We start from the raw sequence: 17,156 nt of genomic DNA, 5'->3' as shown, positions 1-17,156 counted from the left end.
GTGACGCCAAATGTTGTGCCGGACGGCGGGCCTCAGCGGCCCGCCGTCCGGCGGCGCCGCCGCCCGCTGACCTTCGACCGGGTCAGCTTCATGGTCGTGTTCCTCGGCCTGCCGCTGGCGGTCTTCGTGATCTTCGTGGTCTCGCCGTTCGTCCAGGCGCTGTGGTACTCGCTGACCGACTGGTCCGGCTTCAGCTCGAAGATGAACTTCGTCGGCTTCGACAACTACGTCAAGCTGTTCCACGACGACATCTTCCTGAAGGCCGTCCGCAACAACGTCGAGCTGGCGATCGTGGTGCCGATCGTGACGATCGTGCTGGCCCTGACGCTCGCCACCTTGGTGACCATCGGCGGCTCGGGCACCGGAACCGTCCGCGGGCTGAAGAACTCCGGTTTCTACCGGATCGTCTCGTTCTTCCCGTACGTGATCCCGGCGATCGTGATCGGCCTGATCTGGGCCCAGGTGTTCACCCCGAGTACGGGCATCCTGGACGCGGTGCTGTCGAAGATCGGGCTGCACGGGGCCGCTGACTACGCGTGGCTCGGTGACGCCCGGACTGCGATGCCGGCCTCGATGTTCGTGATGATCTGGGGCTTCGTCGGCTTCTACATGGTGCTGTTCATCGCCGCCATCCGGGGGATCGACCCCGAGGTGTTCGAGGCGGCCCGGATCGACGGCGCCGGCCGGTTCCGGACGGCGATCTCGCTGACCCTGCCGCTGATCCGCGACAACGTGCAGACGGCGTACATCTATCTGGGCATCGCCGCGCTGGACGCGTTCGTCTACATGCAGGCGCTGAACCCCGGCGGTGGTCCGCAGAACTCGACCCTCGTGATGCCCCAGCAACTGTTCACCACGGCCTTCGCCAAGGGGCAGTTCGGTTACTCGACGGCGATGGGCGTGGTCCTGGCCGCCGTGACGATGCTGTTCGCGCTCTTGGTCTTCACGGTGAACACCCTGACCGGCGGACGTGAACGGAAGGTACGCCGATGACGACAACCACCGCCGACCGGGCCGTCGTGTCCGCGTCCCGAGCGCCGCAGAAGCGGGCCCGGGAAGGCCGGGGAGTTGCCACCACCGCACACATCGCACTGATTCTGTGGTCGCTGCTGGTGATCCTGCCGCTAGTGTGGACCGTGCTGTCCTCGTTCAAGTCGACGCAGGAGGTGCTGGGCAACCCGCTGGCGCTGCCGGGCAAGCTGCGGTTCGGCAACTACGCCACTGCCTGGACGACGGCCGGTATCGGCCGCTACTTCACCAACACGGTGATCGTGGTGGCCTCCGCGCTGGTCCTGGTGATGATCCTGGGTGCCATGTGCGCGTACGTGCTGGCCAGGTTCTCGTTCCGCGGCAACCGGCTGATCTACTACAGCATGCTGGCCGGTCTGACCTTCCCGGTCTTCCTGGCGATCGTGCCGCTGTTCTTCGTGCTGAAGAACCTGTCGCTGCTGAACACCCTGCCCGGGTTGATCATCACCTACGTCGCGTTCGCGCTGCCGTTCACCGTCTTCTTCCTGCACAGCTTCTTCAAGGCGCTGCCGGGCGAGGTCTACGAGGCGGCCCAGATCGACGGCGCCGGCGAGTGGCGCACCTTCTTCTCGGTGATGCTGCCGATGGCCCGGCCGGGGATGGCCTCGGTGGCCATCTTCAACTTCCTCGGGTTGTGGAACCAGTTCCTGCTCCCGGTCGCGCTGAACACCGACTCGAAGAACTACGTGCTCTCCCAGGGCATGGCGTCGTTCGCGTCGCAGGCCGGCTACGCGGTCGACTTCGGCGCCCTGTTCGCGGCCGTGGTGATCACGGTGGCGCCGGTGCTGGTCGTCTACATCATCTTCCAGCGTCAGCTGCAGGTCTCCGTCACGCAGGGGAGCGTGAAGTAGTCAGGAGTGACCAGGACGACACCGCCTCCGGACCCCCTGCGGGTTCGGAGGCCGGCGCGTTTCCGGTGTCGATCGAGAACAAGTTCGGGACCGCGCAGATCAAGGCGGCGCCCAAGCGGGTCGTCGTGGTCGGGCTGGTGGAGCAGGACGCGCTGCTCGCCCTCGGGGTGACGCCGGTCGCGACGACCGAGTGGTTCGGGGACAAGCCGGTTCAAGGGCAAGACGGCGATCATGGCCTCGCCGTACGAGGGGTACTTCGTCTACGGCAGCCAGGACCCGCGCTCGCGGCTGCTGACCGGCCTGGGCTTCACCCTGCCGTCCGACCTCGACAAGCTGCTCGCTGACCCGGTCTACAAGGCCCTCGGCGTGGCCAAGCAGGGCCGAGGGGTCTACATCGAGGAGAACTACGACGACGACCTGTACAGCGCCAGCAGCTTCGTCTCGATCCTGAGCCTGCCGACGGTGCTGGACCAGTTGGTGCCCAGGCTCGCCAGGGCCGTCGACGGCAACCCGGCGACCACATAATTCCGACGTTATGACGAAGTGAAACCCGCCCGGGTGTGGAAGAGAGCCCGGGCGCTGGCAGAATCGGGCCCATGTCAGCAGCCGTCCCTGGGGACACCCCTGTGCAGGCCGCCGGATCCGAGCGGCGCCCGCGCGTCCTCTCCGGTATCCAGCCGACCGCGGATTCCTTCCACTTCGGCAACTACCTGGGCGCGGTCCGCCAGTGGGTGGCGCTGCAGGAGGACCACGACGCGTTCTACTGCGTCGTCGACCTGCACGCGATCACGGTCGAGTACGACCCGAAGATCCTGCGCGAGCGGACCCGCCGCTCGGCGGCCCAGCTGCTGGCCGCCGGCATCGATCCGGAGCGGTCGACCCTGTTCGTCCAGTCGCACGTGCCCGAGCACGCCCAGCTGGGCTGGGTGCTCGGCTGCATCACCGGCTTCGGCGAGGCCAGCCGGATGACCCAGTTCAAGGACAAGTCCGCCAAGGGCGGCGCGGACCGGGCCACCGTCGGGCTGTTCACCTACCCGATCCTGCAGGCCGCGGACATCCTGATCTACCAGGCCGACCGGGTCCCGGTCGGCGAGGACCAGCGCCAGCACCTGGAGCTGACCCGCGACCTGGCGCAGCGCTTCAACCACCGGTTCGGCAAGACCTTCCGGCTGCCCGAGCCGTACATCGTCAAGGAGACCGCGAAGATCTCCGACCTGCAGGAGCCGACCGCGAAGATGAGCAAGTCGGCGTCCTCGCCGGCCGGCATCATCGAGCTGCTCGACGACCCCAAGGTGAGCGCGAAGAAGATCCGCTCCGCCGTCACCGACTCCGGCCGCGACGTCGTCTTCGACCCGGAGAACAAGGCCGGCGTGGCCAACCTGCTGACCATCTACTCAGCGCTCAGCGGCAAGAAGATCAGCGAGCTCGAGGACGAGTACGCCGGCCGCGGCTACGGCGACTTCAAGAAGGACCTGGCCGAGCAGGTGGTCGAGTTCGTCACCCCGTTCCGGGAGAAGACGCTGGAGTACCTGGACGACAAGGCGCAGCTGGACGCGATCCTGGCCGCCGGGGCGGAGCGCGCCCGCGCCGTCACCGAGCCGACCCTGCAGCGCGTCTACGACCGGCTCGGCTTCGTGCCCGGCCCAGTGCAGGGCCGGTAGTCCCGGATGGCGACGATCGGTGTGGCGATCCCGATCGCCGAACCGTACGGCACCGAGCTGCAGAAGTACCGGGCCGAGTTCGGCGACCCGATGGCGGCCTCGATCCCGACCCATGTCACGTTGATGCCGCCGACCGAGGTGGCCGACGAGGACCTGGCGATGGTCGACGAGCACCTGCTGGCGGTGGCGGCCCGGTTCCCGAGCTTCCGGATCCGGCTGCGCGGTACGGCGACCTTCCGGCCGATCTCGCCGGTGGTGTTCGTCCCGCTGGCGGAGGGGATCTCGTCCTGCGAGGTGCTGCAGTCGCAGGTGCGCTCCGGCCCGCTGGAGGTCGCGCTGCGGTTCCCGTACCACCCGCACGTGACGGTGGCCCACGATCTGGACAAGGACGCGCTGGACCGCGCGTACGACGCGCTCTCGGAGTACGACGTGGCCTTCGACGTGGCGGCCTTCAGCCGGTACGAGCACGGCGCCGACGGCGTGTGGCGGCCGCAGCGGTCGTTCCCGCTGGCAGGGTAGGACTCCTTACCAGGGGTACAGGAGTCGCATGGGGATCAAGGATCGGGCCAAGGCAGTCTGGGCACGCTTCAGCCGGACGCAGTTGTGGCGCGCCTCGAAACGGTACGGCGATCGGCGCGGCAACCGGTTGGCGGGGGCAACGAGTTTCTTCGGCTTCCTGTCGATGTTCCCGCTGATCGTGCTGGCGGCCGCGGTGACCGGGAAGTTCCTGAACGCCAAGGCGGTCAGCGATCTGAAGGACGCGATCCGGACCAACCTGCCCGGGATCGGCGACCAGATCGACCTGGACTCGCTGATCAGCAACGCGGGCACGATCGGGTTGATCTCGGGCGCGTCGCTGCTGCTGACCGGGCTGGGCTGGATCGACTCGCTGCGCGCCTCGATCCGCTCGATGCACGAGCTCGACGATCAGCCGGGCAACCCGGTCAAGCTGAAGCTGACCGATCTCGGCGCGCTGATCGGGCTCGGCCTGATCGGCCTGATCGCCACCGGCGCCTCGTCGCTGCTGGTCGGCCTGTCGAACAAGATCGTCGACGCACTCGACCTGGACGGCACCTGGCTGGCCGGCTGGGGCATCCAGCTGATCAGCATCGTCGTCGGCATCGCGGCCGGCTCGGTGCTGTTCCTGTACCTGCAGACCGCGCTGCCGCGGATCATCCTGCCGCGCAAGGTGATGCTGATCGCGGCGCTGGCCGGTGGCATCGTCTTCTACCTGGCCCAGCGGCTGGGCAACTCCTACGTCAAGAACGTGATCGGCAACAACGCGGCGTACGGGACCTTGGCTCTCCCGTTGGCCCTGCTGGTGTGGATCTACCTGATGACCCGGGTGATCATGCTGATCGCCGCCTGGACCAAGGAAGCCACCCTCGACGCCCACCCGCACGCTATCGAGGTCGAAGCCGAGGCCGAGCAACTGATCCCCACCCAGATCCCAGCAGCCGACGTCGGCCTCCTCCCAGGCCCACCCGGCAAGCGCTACAAGGTAGTCCCCATCCCAGCCCGCAAGGCCGACACAGTCGCAGTAGCCGCCGGCGCCGTCCTGGGCGTAACCGCCACAGCCATAGCCGTCCAACTAGCCAGAGCCACCCGCTCGTTGAAGCGCTAGCCCTGCCGAGCGCGTCTTGCTTTAGCGGCTGTTTTTGCCTTGGCCCGTAGGGCTCGGGGGCGGCGGAGGAACAGGGGGAGCAGGAGGATGGGTGGGGCGGCCCAGGCCCACACCGGGACCTTGTAGGCCGCTGAGTGGACCAGTGCGTTGGAGACCCGCGCGGTGCGGATGCGCAGGGGCGGTAGGGCTGAGGCCTTCTTGGAGGTGTTGGGGCCCTCGCCCTGGGTGGTACTGGCCGTCTTGGGTGGGGCGGCGGCTACCGGCTTGACCAGGGTGCCGATCGGAGACAGCGCGGAGTACGACTTGAAGGCCCAGTCCAGCAGGCTGGAGGCATCCTGGGTGATGCCGTGCGGCGAGTTCATCATCGTGACGACCAGCGTGTGCCCGTTCCGCCGGGCCGCGCCGACGAACGTGTTCCGCGCCAGCGTCGTGTAGCCGGTCTTCACGCCCAGCGCGCCGTCGTAGTTGAACAGCAGCTTGTTCTGATTGGCGACCTGGTAGCTGCCGCCGTTCTTCGCCAGCGGGAAGTTCGTGTACTTCGTCGACGCGTACTTCGCGAAGTCCGGCCGACTCAACCCCGCCTGCGCGAAAAGCGCCAGGTCGTAAGCGCTCGAGTACTGCCCGTCGGCGTCCAGCCCGGTCGGGTCGGTCACATGCGTGTCCAGCGCCCCGATCTCAGCCGCCTTCTTGTTCATCCGCTGAATCGTCCCCGGCACGCCACCCTCGTCATGACAAACCAGCGCGTGAACAGCGTCGTTGCCCGACGCCAGGAACATCCCCTGGAACAGCAGATCGACCGAATACCGGAGACCCGGGTAGACCCCGACCTTGCTCCCGATGATCGACGCATCCTCGTCGCTACCGATCACCTGGTCGCTCTTGTTGAGCCGCGGCAGCAGTACCAGAGCAGTGAGCGTCTTGAGCGTGCTGGCCGGCCGCAGCTTGGCATGCGGCGCCTTGGCCGCCAGTACGTCGCCGGTGTCCACATCTGCGACCACGTACGCCGACGCCTGCACGGCCGGCGGCGTCGCGCCATCGGCGACAACCGTCGGCTCCGCAGTCAGCTGGTCGCCGCCGACCGGGGTGTTGAGGCCCTGGCCGGCGGCGGTCGCAGCAAGAGGTCCGGCCACCGCGAGCGCCGTGGAGGCGACCGCGGTGACGCAGACCGTCAGGAGGACACGCATCGCGGAGACTCTAGACGCCCGATGGGGCAAGAGTCACGCCCGGTAGGCAGTCCACGCGTTGGAGATCCGGGTGCTCTGACCCGGGGTGAACTGGTTGTAGCAGGAGTCGTAGGAGTAGTCCATGTAGTTGTGGATCGGGTCCAGGCCGGGCAGCGAGCAGGAGTTGCGGCCGGTCGGGCAGCCGGAGCTGGCGCTGCTCTGGGCCGGCGTGTCGGAGACCGAGTCGTTCGTGCTCGTGCAGCCACCCTGGAAGGTGTGGTAGAGCCCGAACCAGTGGCCGGCCTCGTGGGTGGCGGTCTTGCCGAGGTTGAAGTTGGTCGCCGAGCCGCCCGGCAGTGAGCTGTACTGCACCCGGATGCCGTCGATGCTCGGGTTGCTCGCGTAGTCCCACGGGAAGGTCGCGATGCCGAGGTAGGAGAAGTCGACCAGCCAGATGTTGAGCGCGTTCTTGCCGCCCTTGCGGGTCTGCGAGCGGTACGTGGTGCTCTGGCCGTCGGTGTGCCAGGTGTCGTTGTTGTACCGGTAGGTGCCGGCCAGCGTGAAGGTGAAGCCGGTGTTCGCCGCGGCGGACGACTCGCCACCGGCGAAGTCCTGGTTCAGCTCGGCGATCTGCTGGCTGATCTGGGTGGCGGTGACGTCACCGGCGCCGCTGCTGCTGCGCATCACGTGGATGTAGACCGGCACGGTGGCGGCCGCCAGCTTGCCGGCCTTCGGCGCGAGTCCGCGCGCCTGCTTGGCCTTCAGCAGCTGAGCGGTCTTCGCGTCGATCGCCTTCTGCTCCGCGGCCGACAGCTCGCGGTGGTCGGCGCCGAAGCCGCCACGCGCGGACGGGCCCTCGGAGGGCTGGAAACACGGGTTGGTCAACTGGTCCGCCGGCAGCTTCGCGGTGGCCTGGCCACCGAGCGGGCTGAAGGCGAGTGCGGTACCGGCCAGCATCACGGCCAGTACGCGGGGGCGGGTGATGAGAGATCGCATAGAAGCGCTCCTCGGATCATTGGCCGCGGGGCGGGCGGCCGGATCAGCCGATTTTGAGCGTCATCCCGGCAACTGGAAAGAAGTTCCCTGTCAGATAGGTGCCACGGCAGTACTGCGCCGAAGCACCGGCCCGACCGCTGTCGCGCGCAGCCCCTCGCCGCTCACCGCGCGGCCAAGGCGGTCGTCCGGGCCTTGGTGAAGGAGCTGATCTCGTCGCCGCCCAGGTAGCCCCAGGGGAACTCGGTGGGGTTGTCGCCCAGCCGCTCGAAGACCTTGGCTGCCGAGGGCAGGTCACCGCTCTGGCTGAAGGCGAGCGCAAAGGTGTTGAGATACAGCGGCCAGCCCGGCCGAAACTCGGCTGCAGGGTGCCAGATCGACAGTCCGGCGGCCGTCAGCAGGTCGGTCCGTACATCCTCGCGGGCCATGTACTGCGTGCGCTTCTCGCCCTTCAGGTCGATCATCACTTCCAGATGAGCCAGCGCGACGAGGGCGTGCAGCATGCTGCCGTCTCCACCGCGGACCGCGCCGTCCCGGGCGAACTGGTGCATCCACTCGTGGCTGCCGGACCACTTGTTGCACAGCGTCTGCATCCACTCGGCATGCGCCTTCAGACTCGTGGGATGCCGCTCGATCGCCTGCGCGAAGCGGAACTCGCCGTCCTCCAACGGAAGCTGCAGTCCGCGCGCCGTCCGCACCAGGAAGGCCCAGGCCGTCACGTCGTCCGGGGTTCGCACGACGACGTTGTAGAGGTAGGCCTCGGCCAGCCGGAGTCGCTCGAAGAAGAGAGCGAACCGATCCCGCCCCGTGTGCTCCGCCCCGTACCTACCGCGAGCCTGCCAGGCCCACGCCACGGCATGGCAACCGCGGACCAGCTGGGCCAGCACATCGTCGGCCGCAAGCGGTCCGATCCAGTCCTGTACTCCGGGAACGGCCCCACACGTCTCGAGCAGGAACGCCTTGTCATCCGGATGCTCGGCAGCCACCAGGACTGCCCGAGCCGTCGGCCAGTCCTGCGCGCTGAGGGCATCGCGCAGCGACCAGGCCTGCTGATCGCCCATGCAGGGGTCGATCTCGAGGACTGACCCGGCCTTGCCCCGCCGTAGTGGGCTCATCGACCCATCCCTTCGTGATCGGTCATCACTGGCCGCGCTGCTGTCTGACGAAGTTGATGACGCCGACCGCGCTACCGACGAGGAGGATCTTGGTGATGAAGCCCGGCAGGCTCAGCGCCACGACTCCGGGCAGCACAACGCAGACCCACAGGGCCGGAACCCACACCTTGGGGGCCTGGACCCAGTTCCTGAAGTTGTCGATCCGCCTGACTCGCTTCCAGGGGATCTGCTCAGGCGACCGGGCAGGCAGCGGTATCCGCAGCCCCTCAGGCACCGCGGCGTCGACCAGTGCGACCGCCTCACGTCCTTTGCGCCACAGCGTCGGCTCGACCGGCACCTGGAAGCCGTCCTGGCGGACCAGCCGCCGTCCGCCGTCCTCGAAGGCGAGCACTCCGGCCAGCTCGTCGTACCTAGCCTCGGACGGGCTGCCGGTCTGGAGCCGGGCCCCGGTCTCGCTGACGAACAGCAGATCGTTGCTCTCCGGGCTGTCGATCGAGCGGAACGAGCGGCCGCTCGGCTTGCCCTGCGGGGCCGGAGCGGCGCCCAGCCAGTCCAGCTGAGGGTCGCCCGCGCCGTCCGGATCCACCGATACGAGCAGGTCCGTCCAGAGGTCGTAGGCGGCTCGCTGGACGTCCGCGACGGTGGTCGCGTCGATCTCGGCGGCCACCTCGTCGACGCTCATCGACGCGGGTCTGTCGAGCAACGTGTCGCTCGCGGCCAGGAAGGGCAGCCACCGCTCGGCCGGCTCCTCGCTCATCCGCCGGATGTGCAGGGCGAGATCGTCGCGTAGCTCGGTCGGGTCGGGACCCCGGTCGCGGAGCCGGCGCACCACGGCGGTGGCCTCGGCCACCACGACCGGCACCGCTTCCGGGACGACGTCCATCCCCGCGGTCACGAGCGCGTGATGGGCGTCGATCATCTCGTAGGAGGACCAGGCGCTGTAGCCGACGCCCTGGTCGTGCCGCAGACCGCGCTGCAGATCGCGCTCCAGCGCCCGTTGCAGCGCCGTCGCCCCGTACGACCGCTCCAACGTCCCGGACAGGGCGAACTTGTTCGGCCGCCCAGCGATACCCGCCTGCTGCGGCTGGTCACAAGGCACAGCCACCGGTGTGGGGAGCCGCGGGCCTGGTGGTAGCGGCAACGCGAGCCCGGCCGGTGGCGGTCCGGAGAGCGCGAGGACGGCGTTGCCCTGGGCAAAGGCCCGCCCGGCGAGCTCACGGAGCCGGTCCTCGTCAGCGGTGTAGAGACCGAACTCGTCGTCGCCCACCAACCCGGGGCCGCGGGCGCCGTACCGCCAGAGCAGGTGGCCGCTGACCTCGCCGAAGCCGCGGCCGGATCCCTCGGCGCGCAGCACCCGGCGCTCGTGCTCGAGCTCCGAGAGGTCCGGCGCGCCGACCCAGCGGCAGACGTCGCGCAGGAAGGCCACCACGTCCTCAGGCTCGCCCGTGACATCGAAGCTCGTGTGCAGCAGGCTGACGTGCCCGTTGACGGGCGTCCGGATGGAGTCCCGCCCGTGCAGCGCGAGGTGTTCGAGCAGGTGCAGCCAGCCACGGGTCGGCATCGTCTCGTCGACCATGCCCGCGCGGAACCACAGACTGGCCCGCAGCGTGCCCTGGCCCGGCGCCCAGAGGACCGGGACGCCGTCCACCTCAGTCGACCGCAGCTTCATGCCGGATCCCCCGTTCGTGACTTGTACCGGCACATCTTGCCGGATGTCGAGACCAGGCCACGGAGGTTTTCCACAGTTGCAGCTTTTGACATCCCACATTGACATCCGGGCCCGGGCTTGCGTCAATGGACTGACAGCAGACCAATAGAACCCCTCCGGGAGTGACCGTGAGCTCTAAGACCGGCAGACTGACCGTGCAGGAACTCCGGGACCAGGTCGGAGCCGGGCGGATCGATACCGTGCTGGTCGCGATCACCGACATGCAGGGGCGATTGCAGGGCAAGCGCTGCGGCGCCCGGTACTTCGTCGAAGAGGTGCTCGCGCACGGCACCGAGGGCTGTAACTACCTGCTGGCCGTCGACGTGGACATGAACACCGTCGACGGCTACGAGATGTCCTCGTGGGAGCGCGGCTACGGCGACCTCCTGATGGCACCTGACCTCACCACGCTGCGCCTGCTGCCCTGGCTCGAAGGCACCGCGCTCGTGCTCTGCGACGTCCAGTGGCTCGACAAGACCCCGATGCCCGCCTCGCCCCGGCAGATCCTCAAGAAGCAGCTCGACCGGCTCGCCGAGCGCGGGCTGAAGGCGTACGTCGGTACCGAGCTCGAGTTCATCGTCTTCAACGACACCTTCGAGCAGGCCTGGACCAAGGGCTACAAGGACCTCGACCCGGCCAACCAGTACAACGTCGACTACTCCCTGCTCGGCACCGCCCGGATCGAGCCGTTGCTGCGCGACATCCGCCTCTCGATGGAGGGCGCCGGCCTGTACGTCGAGTCCGCCAAGGGCGAGTGCAACCTCGGCCAGCACGAGATCGCCTTCCGCTACGACGAGGCGCTGGCGACCTGCGACAACCACTCGATCTACAAGAGCGGCGCCAAGGAGATCGCCTCGAAACACGGCAAGAGCCTGACCTTCATGGCGAAGTTCGACGAGCGCGAGGGCAACTCCTGCCACATCCACCTGAGCTTCCGCGCCGACGACGGCACCGCGGTCCTCGCGGGTGACAACGAGTACGGCTTCTCCGACCTGATGGAGCGGTTCATCGCCGGCCAGCTGGCGTGCCTGGAGGAGTTCACCTACCTGCTCGCGCCGAACATCAACTCGTACAAGCGGTTCGTGGCCGGCAGCTTCGCGCCGACGGCCGTTGCCTGGGGCATCGACAATCGCACCTGCTCGCTGCGGGTGGTCGGCCACGGCGAGTCCTTGCGCGTCGAGAACCGCTTGCCAGGCGGCGATGTGAACCCGTACCTCGCCGTCGCGGCCCTGATCGCGGCCGGCCTGCACGGTATCGAGAACGAGCTCGAGATGGAGCCGATGCTGCAGGGCAACGCCTACACCTCGGACAAGCCGCACGTCCCCTCGACCCTGCGTGAGGCGGCCGCGCTCTTCGGTGGCTCGAAGATCGCCCGCGAGGCCTTCGGTGACGAGGTCGTCGAGCACTACGTCAACGCGGCCCGGGTCGAGCTGGATGCCTACGACGCGGCGGTGACCGACTGGGAGCGGATCCGTGGCTTCGAACGCCTCTGAGCGCCCACGCATCGGCATCACCACCTACCTCGAGCCGATCATCTGGGGAGTCTGGCACCGCGACGCCGCGCTGCTGCCGCGCGTCTACCTCGACTCGGTGGTCGCGGCGGGCGGCGTACCGGTGCTGCTGCCGCCGGTCGGTACGGACCCATCGATCCTCGACCTGCTCGACGGACTGATCATCGCGGGCGGTTGCGACGTCGATCCTGCCTCGTACGCCGCTGAGCCACACCCTGAGACCGTCGACACCCGGCCCGGTCGCGATGAGCACGAGGCGATCCTGATCAGGGCGGCCCTCGACGCGGACCTGCCGCTGCTCGCGATCTGCCGGGGACTGCAGATGCTCAACGTGACGCTCGGCGGCACCCTGCAGCAGCATCTGCCCGACGCCGTGGCCCATGACGAGCACCGTCCGTCGCCCGCGATCTTCGGCCGGACCGAGGTCAAGATCGAGCCGGATACCAAGGTGGGCAGCATCTTCGGCGAGCAGACGACCGTGCACTGCTATCACCACCAGGCCCTCGATCGCGTCGGCGACGGCCTCCGGGTCACCGCGCGGGCCGGTGACGGCACCGTCGAGGCGGCCGAGGTCGATGGCTCGGACTTCGCCGTCGGCGTCCAGTGGCATCCCGAGGAGAACCCCGAAGACCTGCGGCTGATCGCCGCACTCGTTGCTGAAGGCAAGAAAAGGAGCACTCGCCGGTGACGCACGACGTGATCAACCCCGCGACCGAGAAGGTCGTCCGGAGCATCGAGCTCGCCACGGTCGAGGACACCGACGCCGCGATCGCCCGGGCCGCCGAGGCGTTCCGGACCTGGCGTGAGGTGACACCGGCCGATCGCGGCCGGTTGCTGCGCAGGTTCGCGGACGCGGTCGATGCCGATCTCGAGAACCTGGCACGACTGGAGGTCGAGAACGCCGGGCACACGATCAGCAACGCCCGCTGGGAAGCCGGCAACGTCCGGGATGTCCTCAACTACTACTCGGCCGCACCGGAGCGGCTGTTCGGCAAGCAGATCCCCGTTGCCGGGGGCATCGACCTCACCTTCCACGAGCCGCTCGGCGTGGTCGGCATCATCGTGCCGTGGAACTTCCCGATGCCGATCGCGGGCTGGGGCTTCGCGCCCGCGCTGGCGGCGGGCAACACGGTCGTCCTCAAGCCGGCCGAGCTGACTCCGTTGACCGCCATCCGCATCGGTGAGCTGGCATCGGAGGCGGGGATCCCGCCGGGAGTACTGGAGATCGTGCCCGGCGCCGGAACGGTGGTCGGTCAACGGTTCGTCACGCATCCGGCCGTCCGGAAGGTCGTCTTCACCGGCTCGACCGGGGTCGGCAAGCAGATCATGGCGGGGTGTGCCGACCAGGTGAAGCGGTTGACGCTCGAGCTGGGTGGCAAGTCGGCGAACATCGTCTTCGCCGACTCGGATCTGGCCAAGGCGGCCGCGCAGGCGCCGTACGGGGTGTTCGACAACGCCGGGCAGGACTGCTGTGCGCGGTCGCGGATCCTGGTCGAGCGGACGGCGTACGAGCGGTTCATGGAGCTCTTCGAGCCCGCCGTGCAAGGTGTCAAGGTCGGCGATCCCAGCGACCCCACCACGGAGATGGGCCCGCTGATCTCGGCCCAGCAACTCGAACGAGTCGCCGGCTACGTGCCGGACGATTCCCAAGTCGCCTTCAAAGGCAGCGCGCCGAGCGGCCCGGGATACTGGTTCCCGCCGACCGTGCTGGCGGTCGACCCCGGTGATCGGGCCGCGCGCGAGGAGATCTTCGGGCCGGTCGTCGCGGTGATCCCGTTCGAGGACGAGGCCGATGCGCTCCGGATCGCCAACGACTCGGAGTACGGGCTGTCCGGATCGATCTGGACCCGGGACGTCGGCCGGGCGCTGCGGGTCGGGCGCGGGGTGGAGGCGGGCAACCTGTCGGTCAACTCGCACTCGTCGGTGCGGTACTCCACGCCGTTCGGCGGCTACAAGCAATCCGGGCTCGGTCGCGAGCTCGGGCCGGACGCGCTGGACGCGTTCACCGAGACCAAGAACATCTTCATCTCAGCGTGAGATATCGGGAGGACTGAATGGACGTCAAGGCACACCGCTTGGAGGGCCGCGTCGCGGTCGTCACCGGGGGCGCCAGCGGAATCGGCCTGGCATCAGTGCGACGGCTGGCGGCCGAGGGCGCCAAGGTGGTCGTCGGCGACGTCGACCCTGCCGCCGGCAAGGCGACCGCGGACGAAGTCGGCGGCTTGTTCGTGCAGACCGACGTGACCAGTGACGCTGATGTCGAGAACCTGTTCAAGCAGGCCTTCGACACCTACGGCAGCGTCGACATCGCGTTCAACAACGCCGGCATCTCGCCGCCCGAGGACGGCTCGATCCTGGAGACCGGCCTGGAGGCCTGGCGCAAGGTGCAGGAGGTCAACCTGACCTCGGTGTACCTGTGCTGCAAGCACGTCATCCCCTACATGCAGCGCCAGGGCAAGGGCTCCATCATCAACACCGCCTCGTTCGTCGCGGTGATGGGCGCCGCCACCTCGCAGATCTCGTACTCCGCGTCGAAGGGCGGCGTGCTCGCGATGAGCCGCGAACTGGGCGTCGAGTTCGCGCGGCAGGGCATCCGCGTCAACGCACTGTGCCCCGGCCCGGTCAACACGCCGCTGCTGAAGGAACTGTTCGCCAAGGACGAGGAGCGGGCCAACCGCCGCCTGGTCCACGTACCGATGGGCCGGTTCGGCGAGCCGGAGGAGATCGCGGCCGCGGTCGCCTTCCTGGCCAGCGACGACTCGTCCTTCATCACCGCCAACACGTTCCTCGTCGACGGAGGCATCTCAGGCGCGTACGTCACCCCCCTCTGAATTCCTTACGTCCGAAGAAGTGTCTGGCACGTACCCCACTTCTTCGGACGTAAGGAACTAGGGTGGCGGCGGCTACGGGGAGAGTGGGTGGCAGGGTGGCAGGCGCGGACGAGGCGGTGTTCCGGCCGGTACGGGCCGGGAACCCGTTCGAGGAGACCGTCGAACGGTTGCTGCAGGCAATCAAACTCGGCGTGGTCGGGCCGGGGGAGCGGCTGCCCGCCGAGCGCGACCTGGCGGCCCGGCTGAATGTCAGCCGGGAGACCCTGCGGGAGGCGATCAAGGCGCTCACCGACTCCGGCTACGTCGAGTCCCGCCGCGGCCGGTACGGCGGGACCTTCGTCAACGAGCGCCTGCCCAAGGCACGGCGCGTCAGCGCGAAGCCGTTCACCCGTGAGCAGGGCGCCGACGTCGACGACGCCCTGGTACTCCGCTACGCCCTGGAGACCGGAGCAGCCGAAGCGGCAGCCTCCCGCGACCTCACCGAGGCGGAGATCGACCATCTCCGCAGCTGCCTGGCGGAGACGTCGGCCGCCAAACTGGCCGACTACCGGCGGATGGATTCGCGTCTGCACCTGGCGATCGCGGAGGTCAGCGGCTCGCCGTCGCTGACGTCGGCGACCGCCGACGTACGGATGCGGCTGAACGAGCTGCTCGACGCGATCCCCTTGCTGGCGGTCAATCTGGAGCACTCCAACCACCAGCACGAGGCGATCGTCGCGGCGATCCTGGCCGGTGAACCGGCCGCCGCCCGGCAGGCCATGCAGGAGCATCTGTCCGGCACTGCGGCACTGTTGCGCGCCTTCTTGACCTGATTTCTGAACAGCCTCACCTGATTCCTTGACAGCGGGTGTGGCGCATGTCTCAATGGTCCGCAAAGGTCTGTATGAAGACCATTGGGAGGCATTCGTGAGCAACGACCTGACCGACGACGAAAAACGCCTGCACCAGCTGGGCTACGCCCAGGAGCTGTCCAGAACGATGTCGGGGTTCTCGAACTTCGCCGTCTCGTTCACGATCATCTCGATCCTGTCCGGCTGCCTGACCCTGTACGGCTTCGGGATGAACACCGGCGGCCCGGTGATGATCGTCTGGGGCTGGCCGATCGTCGGCCTGATGACCTTGCTGGTCGGGCTGGCGATGGCAGAGGTCTGCTCGAGCTTCCCGACCGCTGGTGGCCTGTACTACTGGTCGGCCAAGCTCGCGCCGTCCAACGGGGCCGCCTGGTCCTGGTTCACCGGCTGGTTCAACTTCCTCGGCCAGGTCGCCGTCACCGCCGGCATCGACTTCGGCGCCGCGTTCTTCCTGAACGCGTTGCTGGACCTGCAGTTCGGCTTCAGTGCGACGCCGGGGCACACGATCCTGCTGTTCGGCTGCATCCTGCTCGTGCACGCGCTGCTGAACTCGGTCGGCGTGAAGCTGGTCGCCCGGCTCAACGACATCAGCGTCTGGTGGCACATCGTCGGCGTCGTCTTCATCGTCGCGGTGCTCGCCTTCGTGCCCGACCACCACCAGTCGGCCGGCTTCGTCTTCGGCCACTTCGTCAACAACACCGGCTGGAGCTCGACCTTCTACGTCGCGCTGCTCGGCCTGCTGCTCGCGCAGTACACCTTCACCGGGTACGACGCGTCCGCGCACATGACCGAGGAGACGCACGACGCCGCCCGGTCGGGCCCGCGCGGCATCGTGATGTCGATCCTGGTCTCGCTGGCGGCCGGCTGGGTGCTGCTGATCGGCCTGACGTTCGCGATCCAGAGCTACGACGGCGCGCTCGGCAGCGACACCGGCGTACCGCCCGCGCAGATCTTCATCGACGCGGTCGGCGCCTCGCTGGGCAAGATCCTGCTGCTCGTCGTGGTCGGCGCCCAGCTGTTCTGCGGGATGTCGTCGATGACGGCCAACTCGCGGATGATCTACGCCTTCTCCCGCGACGGCGCGCTGCCGGCCTCGAAGTTCTGGCACAGGATCAACCCGAAGACCCGGACGCCGACCAACGCGATCTGGCTGGCCGGCGGCGGCGCCTTCCTGCTCGGCCTGCCGTACCTGTGGAACGCGACGGCGTACGCCGCGGTGACCTCGATCGCGGTCATCGGGCTCTACATCGCCTACGTGATGCCGACCTTCCTGCGGCTGCTCAAGGGCGACAAGTTCGAGCCGGGCCCGTGGCACCTGGGCCGCTGGAGCCGGCCGATCGGCATCATCGCGGTGGCCTGGGTCGTCTTCATCACCATCCTGTTCATGCTCCCGACCGTCAGCCCGGTCGCCAAGAGCACCTTCAACTACACCCCGATCGCCGTCCTGGTCGTCCTCGGCTTCGCTGGCATCTGGTGGCTGGTCTCGGCCCGCAAGTGGTTCACCGGCCCCAAGGTCCAGGGCACCGCCGAGGAACTGGCCGCCATCGAACGCGACCTCGAATCCATCTGACCCCACAAGCCCACCTCTGGTGGGCTCGAACACCCACCGGCGACCTTGAACAAGATATTTCGTGTTCAAGGTCGCCGCTCGGTGTTCAAGCCCACTACTGGCGGGTCTGCCCGCTAGTGGGGGGCTTGGACAGGAAGCGGCGTGTCGGGGGTGACGGAGTCGTGTCGGGGCACTGCTGTGCCAGGGGGTGATTTCGGCTAATTTTGAGCGCCGCGCCGGGGAATTGCGCACTTTTGTGCGGGTTACTCG

Annotated in this window: 16 protein-coding genes; 12 read left to right on the top strand and 4 right to left on the bottom strand. The window is 68.2% G+C overall.

The annotated features are described in order from the left end of the window. The 6 genes from ABD116_RS14555 (at window position 1) to ABD116_RS14530 (ending at window position 5,165) form a co-directional block, all read left to right on the top strand. A complete protein-coding gene (locus tag ABD116_RS14555) occupies window positions 1–993 on the top strand; it encodes a carbohydrate ABC transporter permease (RefSeq protein ID WP_343969050.1) in 993 nt (330 codons plus the stop codon). Continuing rightward, window positions 990–1,880 carry a carbohydrate ABC transporter permease gene (locus tag ABD116_RS14550; protein WP_343969048.1) on the top strand — a complete coding sequence of 297 codons (891 nt, stop codon included), beginning with the start codon at window positions 990–992 and terminating at the stop codon, window positions 1,878–1,880. Before ABD116_RS14555 ends, ABD116_RS14550 begins: the two co-directional genes overlap by 4 nt. A 231-nt stretch (window positions 1,881–2,111) precedes the next feature. Continuing rightward, window positions 2,112–2,405 (top strand): hypothetical protein, encoded by a 294-nt coding sequence (locus ABD116_RS14545; protein WP_343969046.1) that lies wholly within the window; start codon window positions 2,112–2,114, stop codon window positions 2,403–2,405. Window positions 2,406–2,476: 71 nt separating this feature from the next. Beyond that, window positions 2,477–3,541 (top strand): tryptophan--tRNA ligase, encoded by a 1,065-nt coding sequence (trpS, locus tag ABD116_RS14540; RefSeq protein ID WP_343969044.1) that lies wholly within the window; start codon window positions 2,477–2,479, stop codon window positions 3,539–3,541. A 6-nt stretch (window positions 3,542–3,547) separates the two neighbouring features. Further along, on the top strand, window positions 3,548–4,060 hold the full coding sequence (locus ABD116_RS14535; protein ID WP_343969042.1) for a 2'-5' RNA ligase family protein: 513 nt from the start codon (window positions 3,548–3,550) through the stop codon (window positions 4,058–4,060). A 28-nt stretch (window positions 4,061–4,088) separates the two neighbouring features. Then, window positions 4,089–5,165 carry a YihY/virulence factor BrkB family protein gene (locus ABD116_RS14530; protein WP_343969040.1) on the top strand — a complete coding sequence of 359 codons (1,077 nt, stop codon included), beginning with the start codon at window positions 4,089–4,091 and terminating at the stop codon, window positions 5,163–5,165. Here ABD116_RS14530 and ABD116_RS14525 read toward each other — a convergent pair. The 4 genes from ABD116_RS14525 to ABD116_RS14510 form a co-directional block, all read right to left on the bottom strand. Then, window positions 5,162–6,349 carry a D-alanyl-D-alanine carboxypeptidase family protein gene (locus ABD116_RS14525; protein WP_343969038.1) on the bottom strand — a complete coding sequence of 396 codons (1,188 nt, stop codon included), beginning with the start codon at window positions 6,347–6,349 and terminating at the stop codon, window positions 5,162–5,164. The genes ABD116_RS14530 and ABD116_RS14525 overlap by 4 nt on opposite strands. Before the next feature lie 33 nt (window positions 6,350–6,382). Beyond that, a complete protein-coding gene (locus ABD116_RS14520; RefSeq protein ID WP_343969036.1) occupies window positions 6,383–7,324 on the bottom strand; it encodes a zinc metalloprotease in 942 nt (313 codons plus the stop codon). A 161-nt stretch (window positions 7,325–7,485) separates the two neighbouring features. Further along, a complete protein-coding gene (locus ABD116_RS14515) occupies window positions 7,486–8,436 on the bottom strand; it encodes a hypothetical protein (RefSeq protein ID WP_343969034.1) in 951 nt (316 codons plus the stop codon). Window positions 8,437–8,461: 25 nt separating this feature from the next. Beyond that, window positions 8,462–10,105: a hypothetical protein gene (locus tag ABD116_RS14510; RefSeq protein WP_343969032.1), complete on the bottom strand. Its 1,644-nt coding sequence runs from the start codon at window positions 10,103–10,105 to the stop codon at window positions 8,462–8,464. Window positions 10,106–10,272: 167 nt separating this feature from the next. Between ABD116_RS14510 and ABD116_RS14505 the strand changes: the two genes are divergently transcribed. From ABD116_RS14505 to ABD116_RS14480, 6 genes are all read left to right on the top strand, one after another. Beyond that, window positions 10,273–11,637 carry a glutamine synthetase family protein gene (locus tag ABD116_RS14505; RefSeq protein ID WP_343969030.1) on the top strand — a complete coding sequence of 455 codons (1,365 nt, stop codon included), beginning with the start codon at window positions 10,273–10,275 and terminating at the stop codon, window positions 11,635–11,637. Beyond that, window positions 11,618–12,343: a gamma-glutamyl-gamma-aminobutyrate hydrolase family protein gene (locus ABD116_RS14500; RefSeq protein WP_343969029.1), complete on the top strand. Its 726-nt coding sequence runs from the start codon at window positions 11,618–11,620 to the stop codon at window positions 12,341–12,343. Before ABD116_RS14505 ends, ABD116_RS14500 begins: the two co-directional genes overlap by 20 nt. Continuing rightward, window positions 12,340–13,692, top strand: a complete 1,353-nt coding sequence (locus ABD116_RS14495) for an aldehyde dehydrogenase family protein (RefSeq protein ID WP_343969028.1) — start codon at window positions 12,340–12,342, stop codon at window positions 13,690–13,692. Before ABD116_RS14500 ends, ABD116_RS14495 begins: the two co-directional genes overlap by 4 nt. A 17-nt stretch (window positions 13,693–13,709) precedes the next feature. Continuing rightward, complete coding sequence (locus ABD116_RS14490) at window positions 13,710–14,486, top strand: 3-oxoacyl-ACP reductase (RefSeq protein ID WP_343969027.1); 777 nt, start codon at window positions 13,710–13,712, stop codon at window positions 14,484–14,486. Between the two features lie 95 nt (window positions 14,487–14,581). Then, window positions 14,582–15,298 (top strand): FadR/GntR family transcriptional regulator, encoded by a 717-nt coding sequence (locus ABD116_RS14485; protein ID WP_343969026.1) that lies wholly within the window; start codon window positions 14,582–14,584, stop codon window positions 15,296–15,298. A gap of 94 nt (window positions 15,299–15,392) precedes the next feature. Beyond that, window positions 15,393–16,907, top strand: a complete 1,515-nt coding sequence (locus ABD116_RS14480; protein ID WP_343969025.1) for an amino acid permease — start codon at window positions 15,393–15,395, stop codon at window positions 16,905–16,907. Window positions 16,908–17,156 lie beyond the last annotated feature (249 nt).

The sequence above is a fragment of the Kribbella koreensis genome, assembly GCF_039525325.1.
In the GTDB taxonomy this organism is placed as follows: Bacteria; Actinomycetota; Actinomycetes; order Propionibacteriales; family Kribbellaceae; genus Kribbella; species Kribbella koreensis.
The sequence above is the reverse complement of the archived record's forward strand: the minus strand, read 5'-3'. Positions and strand labels throughout refer to the sequence as shown.

Excerpts from the sequence above, each read along its gene's own strand:
- ABD116_RS14550 (WP_343969048.1), top strand. The coding sequence starts at position 990 with ATGACGACAACCACCGCCGACCGGGCCGTCGTGTCCGCGTCCCGAGCG.
- trpS (WP_343969044.1), top strand. The coding sequence starts at position 2,477 with ATGTCAGCAGCCGTCCCTGGGGACACCCCTGTGCAGGCCGCCGGATCC.
- ABD116_RS14545 (WP_343969046.1), top strand. The coding sequence starts at position 2,112 with ATGGCCTCGCCGTACGAGGGGTACTTCGTCTACGGCAGCCAGGACCCG.
- ABD116_RS14510 (WP_343969032.1), bottom strand. The coding sequence starts at position 10,105 with ATGAAGCTGCGGTCGACTGAGGTGGACGGCGTCCCGGTCCTCTGGGCG.
- ABD116_RS14490 (WP_343969027.1), top strand. The coding sequence starts at position 13,710 with ATGGACGTCAAGGCACACCGCTTGGAGGGCCGCGTCGCGGTCGTCACC.
- ABD116_RS14535 (WP_343969042.1), top strand. The coding sequence starts at position 3,548 with ATGGCGACGATCGGTGTGGCGATCCCGATCGCCGAACCGTACGGCACC.
- ABD116_RS14530 (WP_343969040.1), top strand. The coding sequence starts at position 4,089 with ATGGGGATCAAGGATCGGGCCAAGGCAGTCTGGGCACGCTTCAGCCGG.
- ABD116_RS14525 (WP_343969038.1), bottom strand. The coding sequence starts at position 6,349 with ATGCGTGTCCTCCTGACGGTCTGCGTCACCGCGGTCGCCTCCACGGCG.
- ABD116_RS14520 (WP_343969036.1), bottom strand. The coding sequence starts at position 7,324 with ATGCGATCTCTCATCACCCGCCCCCGCGTACTGGCCGTGATGCTGGCC.
- ABD116_RS14515 (WP_343969034.1), bottom strand. The coding sequence starts at position 8,436 with ATGAGCCCACTACGGCGGGGCAAGGCCGGGTCAGTCCTCGAGATCGAC.